Origin of the sequence: Lysinibacillus sp. ZYM-1 (genome assembly GCF_001308875.1) — a bacterium.
Lineage (GTDB): Bacteria > Bacillota > Bacilli > Bacillales_A > Planococcaceae > Lysinibacillus.
The window spans coordinates 48,835-59,628 of sequence record NZ_KQ465131.1; the positions used below are offsets into that span (position 1 = coordinate 48,835).

The 10,794-nt window shown below is 36.6% G+C and carries 13 protein-coding genes; 4 read left to right on the plus strand and 9 right to left on the minus strand.

The window, feature by feature from the left end; genetic code table 11:
* Positions 1–108: 108 nt before the first annotated feature.
* From AO843_RS18170 to AO843_RS18200, 7 genes are all read right to left on the minus strand, one after another.
* A complete protein-coding gene (locus tag AO843_RS18170) occupies positions 109–558 on the minus strand; it encodes a DUF4259 domain-containing protein (RefSeq protein ID WP_054612505.1) in 450 nt (149 codons plus the stop codon).
* A 43-nt stretch (positions 559–601) separates the two neighbouring features.
* Positions 602–1,426: a metallophosphoesterase family protein gene (locus AO843_RS18175; protein ID WP_054612506.1), complete on the minus strand. Its 825-nt coding sequence runs from the start codon at positions 1,424–1,426 to the stop codon at positions 602–604.
* Between the two features lie 17 nt (positions 1,427–1,443).
* Positions 1,444–2,244, minus strand: a complete 801-nt coding sequence (locus AO843_RS18180) for a hypothetical protein (protein ID WP_054612507.1) — start codon at positions 2,242–2,244, stop codon at positions 1,444–1,446.
* A gap of 16 nt (positions 2,245–2,260) precedes the next feature.
* Complete coding sequence (locus tag AO843_RS18185; protein ID WP_054612508.1) at positions 2,261–2,956, minus strand: DUF4274 domain-containing protein; 696 nt, start codon at positions 2,954–2,956, stop codon at positions 2,261–2,263.
* Positions 2,957–2,968: 12 nt separating this feature from the next.
* Positions 2,969–4,627: a DUF6138 family protein gene (locus AO843_RS18190; protein WP_054612509.1), complete on the minus strand. Its 1,659-nt coding sequence runs from the start codon at positions 4,625–4,627 to the stop codon at positions 2,969–2,971.
* 62 nt (positions 4,628–4,689) lie between these two features.
* Complete coding sequence (locus AO843_RS18195; protein ID WP_054612510.1) at positions 4,690–5,751, minus strand: suppressor of fused domain protein; 1,062 nt, start codon at positions 5,749–5,751, stop codon at positions 4,690–4,692.
* A 260-nt stretch (positions 5,752–6,011) separates the two neighbouring features.
* Positions 6,012–6,560, minus strand: a complete 549-nt coding sequence (locus AO843_RS18200; protein ID WP_054612511.1) for a hypothetical protein — start codon at positions 6,558–6,560, stop codon at positions 6,012–6,014.
* Positions 6,561–7,863: 1,303 nt separating this feature from the next.
* Here AO843_RS18200 and AO843_RS18205 point away from each other — a divergent pair.
* The 3 genes from AO843_RS18205 (at position 7,864) to AO843_RS18215 (ending at position 9,241) form a co-directional block, all read left to right on the plus strand.
* The gene (locus AO843_RS18205; RefSeq protein ID WP_054612512.1) at positions 7,864–8,052 is read left to right on the plus strand and encodes a hypothetical protein; all 189 of its coding nucleotides are present in this window, start codon (positions 7,864–7,866) and stop codon (positions 8,050–8,052) included.
* Between the two features lie 391 nt (positions 8,053–8,443).
* Positions 8,444–8,773, plus strand: coding sequence for a hypothetical protein (locus tag AO843_RS18210; RefSeq protein ID WP_054612513.1), 330 nt, complete (start codon positions 8,444–8,446; stop codon positions 8,771–8,773).
* Between the two features lie 72 nt (positions 8,774–8,845).
* Positions 8,846–9,241: a gamma-type small acid-soluble spore protein gene (locus AO843_RS18215; RefSeq protein ID WP_082389526.1), complete on the plus strand. Its 396-nt coding sequence runs from the start codon at positions 8,846–8,848 to the stop codon at positions 9,239–9,241.
* 166 nt (positions 9,242–9,407) lie between these two features.
* On the opposite strand, the gene AO843_RS18220 is transcribed toward AO843_RS18215, so the two are convergent.
* The gene (locus AO843_RS18220) at positions 9,408–9,773 is read right to left on the minus strand and encodes a hypothetical protein (RefSeq protein ID WP_054612514.1); all 366 of its coding nucleotides are present in this window, start codon (positions 9,771–9,773) and stop codon (positions 9,408–9,410) included.
* Between the two features lie 124 nt (positions 9,774–9,897).
* On the minus strand, positions 9,898–10,122 hold the full coding sequence (locus AO843_RS18225; RefSeq protein ID WP_231630198.1) for a hypothetical protein: 225 nt from the start codon (positions 10,120–10,122) through the stop codon (positions 9,898–9,900).
* Positions 10,123–10,449: 327 nt separating this feature from the next.
* On the opposite strand from AO843_RS18225, the gene AO843_RS24175 reads away from it, so the two are divergent.
* Positions 10,450–10,611: an SDR family oxidoreductase gene (locus AO843_RS24175; protein ID WP_231630199.1), complete on the plus strand. Its 162-nt coding sequence runs from the start codon at positions 10,450–10,452 to the stop codon at positions 10,609–10,611.
* Positions 10,612–10,794: the final 183 nt, after the last annotated feature.

The window sequence follows — 10,794 nt, forward strand, 5'->3', positions numbered from 1 at the left end:
AAAGCTTGAGGAGGGAGTCAGGGATATAGCCATTATTGTCCCATTTGCGATAGTAAATTATTTCCTAAGTTGAAGCTGTTATACAAAGGTCATTTCCTATCCTCCCATTTATTGCAAACGGCTGATTTCTTGTCCTATTCTCTGTATCAGGTGAGCTAGGTTAGACTTCCATTCAGGCCAACTCTCGGATTCACTCCATAGTTCTATAATCTCCCTCTCTCCATACTGATCAGGAATCTCATCTCGAATGTCTTGTAGATACCTTAAGATAAATGTCAAAGATTCTTCATCTGCCATTATTTGTACTTGAGCACCACAAAATTCATTACTATCGAGATATTGGATATAAACTTCTGCTAGCGCCATTGCACTAACATCATAGAAAAAATCGATATCTTCGAAGCTTTCCCCGAAAAAGCCCTTATTTTTCATTTCTTGTACAATATTTAATAATGTCCAGTGATTCGAAACTTTATGTTGTTCAATAAAATCCCGTAAAAAGCCAACTACATCTAATCCTTCATCACATTCCAACGCTTTATAACCCCATGCACCCATCGCATTACACATCTCCTTTCATCTATGAAATTTCAAGTACTTTTCAATCTAAAGAAGTCGTAGTAAAGATAAAAGCCCTTCCATCTGCATTTAAAACTTGCAAATCATTGTCACACTCTATCAGTGGTGTCTCCCAATGAACATGTCCACAGCAAACAATGAGATCAGAAGCACCCTGTAACTCATTCCAAATGCTTGGATTACCTGGAACCTTTGCTGGAATGGCAGGACTTTCATGAAGTACCAGTAGCTTAGGCTTTTGTCTTAAGAGCTGACGCAAACAGCCCATATAATCTGCTTCCCCCATCCGATTCGGTTTGTCGACTCTGCCAATAATTCCTCCTAATCCTGCTATGGCTAATCCACTATACATAACATTCTCGGCAGTGGAGAAAAAATGAATTCCCTCCATCGCGCTCAATTCAGCTTGAGCATCATCGGACAAAACATCATGATTGCCAGCGACCCCTACTACAAAACCAAATTGTTTTTGAAATGCCTGCCATACCGGCAACGAATTCCCACTCGAGCCTCTCTTCAATGGATTCACATATAAATCTCCACATAAGCATACAAGTACTTTAGACGGATTCAAATTAGAAAAATGCGTTTCAAATAATTGTGCGCATGTATCAGCTAACTCTTCTCCCAGCAACCTATGATCGTGTTCAACTACTCCTTGTAAATCGGAGGCAACAATCAACGCATCTAGCTCCTCAGGAAGGCCAATCACCTCACCCCAAAAGATAGGAAGCCAATCATAAGTTATTCCTTTTCCATGAGGCGCTGCTGTCCTATAGGGTATTTTCTTTATTGGCTCCTTAGGTAGGTCGACAATCTTCAACGGTCTTTTTGTTTGTTTCTTCATCGAAAAAACGCTCCTTTTTAAAGATAGGAACCAAAGTAGAACATCATTTTTTCTTCAGTATAGCCGTCTTGTCCTCTCCAAGTTGCCATTGACATAAAATCTGTTCCTCGTCCGCGCTCCTTGCGATAATCATCCTTTGATACTAATAAACCTGCATACCCCCATATTTCCATAACAACATCTCTTTCATATTGATTGGACTTAAAAATATCCTTCCAGCGCTTTTCTAATTGTCTAGCTGCATCCGTATCTTTACAGGATTTCACTGCCGCTAGCATCTGTTTTAAAATCTCTATATCTTCCTCACAAACAATCAATGACTCTTGTTCTTGTACTAAACATTCTAGATCGAGTAAACAATACATTAGCCAGTTTAAGCGAATACCGCCCCACTTCACCCGTTCAAAATTAAGGACATTCAAATCTTCGTTTATATATTCTTCCTTCGACATCATTTTTTGTTCATTACAATAGCCACAGGCACTATAGGATACCAACTCTTCAGGTCGCTCACGATACGTATGAATCGGTAGATCTGCTGTTAAAGCCCAGCTTGATAAGGCACTCCGCATATGTACTTTACGGGTTGAAAGGCTGTGCAAAAAAGCCTTCACTACAAGATCCTTTGTTAAAACTTCATCATGAAGCTGTCTCAATCTTTTTACACATTCATCATGAGAAATCGTTAAGCGATCAAACATCAAGCCCATCTTTTTCGCATACTGAAAATCATCCTCTGTATAAGTAAATCCTCCCGCTTTCCATCTACCTGATTGCCAATATGTTTGCATTAGAATTTTCTTTGCTTTCTGATCCATTAAAAATTTCCTCCTGCTAAAGTTCTAACTTGACCTTTAGTTTTTCCGCCATCTCTCTCCACGGCCGCTTCCAAAGCGAACTATCGATTTCATCTTCTGTTTGATCTAGCCAATAATCGCCTTCCATCAGCTCAAACATATCCATAAAGGTAATAACAGCACATGCTGGATTGTTCATTACCGTTATCATCGGCTCTGGACCATCATCCCAGTTGTAACCATTGACTACAGCATGCAAAATGATAGGCGAAGAAATTTTGCTTATTTGATGACACATCTTGTCTAAAGTTTCTTCATATAAGATGGCATCCACTTCTCGTTGTTCTTCTGAATTCAAGGACAATCTGATGGCACCAGGTGTATCTAACAGTAAATCGGCTATGTCTCGATGAGCTCTTGCTGCATACCAGGCAGTAGCTGTAATGCCTTCTGTAGCCTGTAAAGTGACGCCTCTTGCAAGTAGTAATGAAATAACTTCCTTCTGCTTAAACTTCACGGCTTTTTTGAGTGCCGTATCCCCTAGCTTATCTCGCGCCTCCAAGTCTATATTTTGTGCAAGTAGCAGCTCAATCCCCTCAAGTGGCATCCGATTAGTCAGGAAAAGCATTAACGGTGTTCTTCCTCGCACATCGCGTTCATTTACATCAAGCTTGTCCACAGCTGCCCGCACAGTCTCAAGATCTTTGGATTTACTAACCTCCATCCATTCCATTCGACTTTCCTCCTAACTAATCCATTGTCGTAATTTCTCTAGCTCCTCTTTAATCTGTGTTGCTTCTTGTTTCATACGCTGTCTCAACTTCTGAGGACTGCCAAATAGTCGATATAGAACAAATTCACGCTCATAATCTTCTTTATCTTCTAACTCTTGAACAAGGGCCTTTAAAAGGTTTGCATCCATTATTTCAATCCCTTTTAGCGGTTTAGCTGATTCATTGGCGCCAAGCAGAATCGCTACAAACACAGGAATTAGCTCAGTTGATAAGCCATGAGCCTCTACAAAAGCTTCCCCATAAGAATCCTGCACAGACTGATGTTCGGAATCGACCAGGGCCATATAATTTAACACGAGCGGAAAGTAATCCTTACTGTATAGTCCTAATCCAAAAACTGCATAAGTGCCAGGCATGGCTGATTTTTCACTTGGCTCAACATCCTGATACCATGTAAATTCCTCCATGGCTATCTGAGCATAATCCGCTAATAAAGGAAAAAGACTAGGATACGCTAGGCAATTAGCAAAAAACTGATGCAGCTTTGATTTGGCTAGCTTTTTAAGCGGAAGGAAATTTTTCACTTTCGCCTTTAATGTCATGTTATAACCCTTTGGAAAGCCTTCCTGTAAAAGATGAATGATATAATGAAGCGCTTCTCGATAAGCCGTTTCTCCTTCTTCCTTCATTCGTAGATCAATCGTTTGCAAAATATCATTCGCTCTGCCTTCAAAAACATCACTTTTGTGCATACTTTCAAAACGGCCGCTTCCTTTTTGCAAATAATCTATAGCCTGCTGAGAGCCAAGCTGTTTAGCAAGCTTCAGGTATTGCAAACGAGTAGCTGGTTCTTTGTAACCTAGTTTGACTGTCACATAAAGAAAGAAATCTAGTTTTTCCTGCTCGATATCCTGTGCTGTGTCCTCGGTTTTTGGCACCCACTCATTTGTGTAATCTCCTGCTTGTTCAAAATGGTATTTTAAAAAGTGGTCCTCTGCCCAATTTTTAAAGGCTGTCGTATAATAATAGATCCACTGATCTAAACGCTCCTTATTTGCAAGATGTTTTTCTTGTAGTTGGCGAACAAGAGGTTCAATCTCCTCTGCTGTTTGCTGAAAGAAATGTGGATTGACCAAATGCTGGGCAAAGAAAAATTCATCATTGTCACTTGGACGTACAGGAAGTTCAGCCAAAACCTTTGTTTGAATAAAAGAAGCTAACTCCTGTTTCATGAACGCCAGCTTATGTTCATGAAGCAGCTCCTTTTGAAAAACCCAAATGGTCTCTCCATGCTCAAATTCGAGCATTACCTGAAAATGATAATCAAAAAATCGAGGCCCATATGGCTGTGCTTGAAACATCCTCTCCATTTTCGTACTTAATGCCGAAAAAAGTTCCTCAACTTGATTCTTTTCTGTAAATTCTTGTATGTATGTCCCTGCATCCACCTTATACGCACTATCACTCCAACTAAATGGCTCGTAGACATCAATATAAATAGTCCCATTTTGGCTTTGACCTTTTTTCCATGCAACTTTTAAATAGTTAAAGATCCCAGCTTGTAGTCGACTTTGATTTTGAATGGCACTTATGCGTTGACTTTCTTGCTGATAAACGGCGGTAAGTTTCTCCCACACATCCGCTAAAAAATTCTCTACAGACTGCTTCAAATGCTACACCCTCTCTCTTAGAGAAAAATCTCTCGCCAAAAATTATTTAGCGAGAGATCATCTTATCCGATTGTTTTCACAACCGTTCCTTCTTGATTCTTAATATGTGTTTTCATAATTTGAAAACTGACACCATCTAAAGAAGATAATGCAAATTGACTTTCTTGCGGCACTAACTTTTGACTTAACTCGTCAACTGCCGCTTTGTTCAATGTAATGGTAATTTCCTGTTCATTCTCACGATAACCTACTTGATTATCCGCTTTAAACACAATTGTTAAATCTTGACCGACTAAGCTAAGATTCTTGTCTTTTAAAATCCGTCCACGTAATAATTTGCTAATGACATCTGCCTGCTTAGCTCCTAGTTGAACAACATTGGATTGCTTGTTAAACCAACCCTTTTTCCCTACCTGCCAAGCCAGTTGATCGACGAATAGAAAGCCTGTACTTGAACCATCTTCCACCATTCCTCGTTCAACCGCCCTTACAATCTCAGGGTTTTGTAATAACGAAGCTCGTGTTAAGTCTGTTATATAGCTTGGAATTTGGTTGATGCCTGCCTGTAGCACACCGAGTGTTTTCCATGTTTGCATCGCTTCTAGTTCATCCTCTGTAATGCCCACCATTTGGATAAACTCCACTTTGCCATTTGGCGTATCCATTTCAGCAAGTTCAGGATCATGTGTGAAGGCAAGTGCAGTTAATTGTGTATCGGCATCGAGACAAATGGGACCATTTGCATCTAAATAATCGCCTGTTCTAAAAACATTCCCACTATTAAAAACATATCTTCCCATATTCTGTAGTAAATTCAAGGCCCAGGCAGGGGGCTCGTCCTCGTCCTCGCTGCGCACTAAACGAAATGTCAATTCAAATCCATACCCACTATATTCTTCATTTTCAAGTTCTTTTTCATATAATTCCGAGAACCCATATGTAACAAAATGCCAATGGGGAATCGGTGTTTCACTTTTATAGGCACTTATGCCATCTAAAGGGTCTTGTCCCCCTAAAGAATAAGGAATCATGGTTCCGTAATGCTTTGGCTCCTGCTCCCCGTACACCTGTGTTAATGCTTGATCAACCGCATCCCAACCAACCGCAATGACTTCCTCACTCATTTACATTTCCTCCCTGCTGTTGTCACTACCGACTCAACTCCCTAATCAATATGATACCAATTTTATGGTAGCTCATTAACAGCAATAGGACTCATTTTCAGTTTCTTTGTAACTAGGTTTATTTTCATTTGGTATGAGGTAAATATTACTAATGAAAAAAATTAGGCCATCTTCTTGGTAACCAAAAAGATGACCTGTCTAACCTACTATTTTGACATTTCAATTTATATGAAATGTCAAGGCTTGGAAATCTATTTACGTTAGCCATACAACATGGCTGGCTCACGCACAACATGTAAATAGTCTGCCAGTTTTCCCGCAAATACTTTCTCTAAGTATGGCAATTGTGCTAGACAGTGTGGCGTCATCAATGCTGGATTTTGATAAATTTTTAACCCTCCCACTTTTAATAGCGTCGCTACAAACTGGGAACAAAAATAAGCACGCTCTCTTCGCACTTCCTTTTGCATCATCACACCAAAAAGCCCGATAAAATTATATTTATAACGATCTCGATTCCAATACATATAGCGCACAATTTTCATCATTTCTAAATATTGATAATGAGAAATTCTACATCGATAAATGACACAATCTGCTGACTCAAATAGCCCTCTTTCCGCGTCCTCTCGCAAAAAGCCTCCGCTTAAAGGATTGTTTAATTGCCTTCGTCCAAAGCTAAACATGTCAAATAGTCCTTCATCAAAGGCAATTGACGCATGATTCATCTCTCTTCCTGTATACATACCTATCGCTTTCGATAATAATGTCCCTGTTTTAGTTAATACTATGTAAATCGTATGTGCCATTTCTTCACCTACTCCAATATTCTTTCTACAACTACCAATACGTTTTAAATCTTCAAATGGTTTCGTGAATTTCCTTTTTTTATTAAGTATATACTTTGAATCTAAATATTTTCTTATTAGAACCTGAAGAATTCCTTAAGATTTAGCTTTATTTTCTAGTATTTGAGTTAAACGAACTATGATTATATCAACTTCTGAAAAATCTATTTTTGAACTACCTTTATTTATATGCCGTTAATTGTATTGTTATGTGGGGTACTTTTAGGTACAAAGCAATTTTTCACTGGGGTATTATTCTAGATTAGAAAAAACAAATCACTAAAGTATTCATTCATCTTTTCCCTTATAGTCACGCAATAATAATTAAACGAACATATCATATACCACAAATTTATGGAGTAGTCGCCTTGGTTCAAAACTAACCATACAGCTGATTGTTCCTTGTAAATGACTGGAACAACTGCCAAACACAATCTATCATAAATGTGTGTTTGGCTTTTTTTGTAAGACCCTATGTTTGAATCGAATTACCAACAATTACAAAATCTTGATACGCCTTTTTAACACTGTTTTGTCATGTACATCCAATCTAAAAATTGATTATGCTGCATTGCTTTAATAAGGTTTTCTGTCATCCGTTTGTATTATTATAGAACATACGTTTGTATTTTACAAACCCAAACGTAATTAAATTGAGTGTTTGAGCTTTCTTGTTTAATATTTTTATAGTGTTCTTAAAATCTACTTTTAATCAATATCAACTATATATTCACTTCTTGTCAATTTCATTTTACTTGCAGCCTTTTCAGAAAGATGGTTTGTATACACGCCCACACTAAGAAACCCGCATGATAACCTGTAGTAAAATCTCAGGCATTCCACCAAATTCTTCAGACTTCGGGTCCTAAATTTAAATTTACTTTTTTAAAAATTTGTACCACGGGGCTCCTATAAAGAAAACGGCAAACAATAGGATAAGAAAATCGTAGGCTTGTATGCCATCTAAAAAAAGAATTAGTAACACGGCTATACATGCCAATATTCTAAGTAAAACTGATTTTTTCATTTAAGACCCCATTCTTTTATATTCTTTTATACTATGAAATATATTCCGCTATATTATATAGTTACGAAACGGATCGAGGAACGTTTAAACGGTAAACTTGGTTTAAATTTGAAGTTAACAGACAAACATAAAACCTTTTCAGATAATCTTAATGCTGTTAGTAAATAAATGGCTTTCACACAAAACTCATGTTAACCTTAAAGTACGCATTAATTTACATAAATTGGAGGCATAAAAATGTTTGATAATTTACGTTTCTATATGCAAGTTGTTTCAACAATTTTAGTGATCATCTTTGTTTTCATGAATTTTTTGGGGCATTGGACAGCAGATCGATTCGTTCAAATCATATTTTTCTTTGGTATGGTATTCGCCGTTTTCAGTGCAGGTATTGAAACTGAAAAAAAACTAAAAAACAGAAGCTGATTGGAATGCTAAATCAAAGGCATGATTATTATTTTCTTTGTGAAGGCAATTATCGTTGAATAATTTTTTAAAAGAATTCGACCTTTCTAAACTCTCCTACCATGCCTAATGAAATGTTTGACTTTGCCATCCTTAGAACGATTTCGCCCTGAATCACTAGGTTCATAGATACCTTCGTAACATAGTATGCCTCGTCATTCCACTTCTCTCACAGCCTTCCTATTCTTTTAATCAAAAGGGAGGTTATCCTCCAAGACCCCCCTTTGGTCCCTTACTATTTGCAAACGGATCTTTATATTACAAAAATAAAAAGCCCCCATAATAGAGACTTGGATTAATGCCATCTGGATTTACATTATTTAGTTACCTAAAATAAATATGAGGTGATACTTTGTCAGGCATTTTTAAATATACAAAATATATTCTTATGCTCATTTCTGCTGTTCAGTTAACTAGGTTCAGTCCAGAATATTTGGAACCAATACTGCTTTATGAGTATTTATTATTTATAGCATTATGTTTTTTACTTGGTATATTAGAAGACTTTTTTAAACCTAGCATAAAAACAAATATTTTAATTCGTACAGCAATTATCATTTGTTCTCTCGTTTTATTGATTACTTCATTCTCCTTTAAAGCCACTGCTACCATTATTTTTTCTATAATAATGTTTATTGCAATTAGTTTCTCTCTATTTTTAGCAATTAAGCAAAAGGAATAGCCCCGTGAATATAGAAAAATTTACGGATATTAAAACATCTTCTGTACAAACTAATTTCAGGAGGTGAAATCCATGCCCAAAAATAATAACAACCAAAATTTTAACCAAAACGTTCCGAATGCAACACCCAATGCTATGAATTCAATGAGTCAAGAATTTGGAAATGAGACTGATGTCAATCAAATACGTCAGCAAATCCAACAAGCAGAAGCTAACAAACAACAAGCTTCTGGTTCAAGAAACTCAATGAATGAAGAATTCGGGAATGAAACAGATGTCAATCAAATTCGTCAACAAATCCAACAAGCGGAAGCTAACAAAAAACAAGCTTCTGGTTCAAGAAACTCAATGAATGAAGAATTCGGAAATGAAACAGATGTCAATCAAATTCGTCAACAAATCCAACAAGCAGAAGCTAACAAAAAATTTGCTTCTGGTCGATTTGCAAACGAAAACAATTCAAAATAAGTTAAATAATAATCCCCAACCGGCAACTTTTTTACTGCCGGTTTTTTGTTTAATACCTTCCATGAACACGTTGATCATCCAACTTCTATGATACGATTTTTCAGCATGGTTATACTATATTGGCAATAAAAAAGACACTCCTTCAAATGAAGGAATGTCTAGGCATTTATCTATACATATCTAACAGATTTAATAAATACATTTCTGTTTCATTTATCGAAAACATTACTTCTTTATGCAGTTTATCTTCCGTACAATCTTCAGTAAAAAATACTAAGTATTTGTTTACTTCAACGAAGAATTTTTCAAACTGTTGTAAGAACTCATCAATTTTTTGATCGCCAGGTGTTACAGATAAGTAAATAGTTTTGAATAAATTAAAGTCACTGTATGCATTGCTTAAAAAATAGATTGCCAATATTTTATCGCTAATGACATATGATTTTACAAAGGACAGGTTTTGTTTTAATTTATTCAATGCATTTATAAGATTAGTAGTTTGTTTAAGCATATTTGCAGTATTACTATACATCTAATAACCACCTCCAATTTAATAATAAGCAAAAAATCACCAAATTGGAATAATATTCTGCATTTTTATGTTCAAAAGCAAGAACTGACTAATCAAAGCGATGGAGACTCCATTGGTTGTACTTTTATACCATCCCCAATTGGGTGACGATGGCTTCAGTCCAAACGCCAATCACCAATAATAAAAAAATCCACCCCACAAACTTGATGAAGATTTTTAATAAAGGGTTTTCTGAAAATTCTCTTGAAAAGGGGCTCACCTTTAAAACATCATGAGGGTATTTCAACAACATATATGAAAAACTGCCAAAAATGAACGTAACCCATATAGCAGCTATGAACGTTTCCAATGTGTCACTCCTAAAATTGAGTTTCAATTATCACATAATTATTATATTCTTTCCCCCTCCTTTTTTGTGCCACCAGAGTACCATTTTGCATCGTTGCATTTTCGTCAACATAAAAAATCATTAACAAGTGATTTTTTTACGCTATTTAATAACTTAGCTATTCCAATCTAAATATTTTTCCCCTTATTAAAATTAGCACTATCTTTCAAAAATGATATGGCAAAATCTCGGAAGCTATTTACCACAAATGAATTTTTTCTGTTTTTATTCCAGGCAATTCCCACCGTTTGAAAGCATGCAGGATTTGCGATATTGAGAATTTTTACATTGTCCGAAAGTATGGGAAGAAGTTGTACCTCTAACGTCCCACTGCGTCGCTCTGCCAAACCTGAGGAAATTGCAGAGGTCGTTGTATTCCTATCTTCTGATGCCGCAAGCTTCTGTAACGGTTATGTATATGCTGTTGATGGCGGACAAGTTGCTCACTAAGGTGCTAGAATGAGAAAACATAATCCGTATAGGGATTTCTTTGAATTGGTTTTATAACATAACAAAAATGAGCTCGGTCAAAACCGAGGACACTGAAAAAGTCCACAAGATGACAAAAGCGATTGTGAGAACGGATTTACGTTTTCACAATCGCTTTTTCTTTCATTTCTTACATTATAGTAT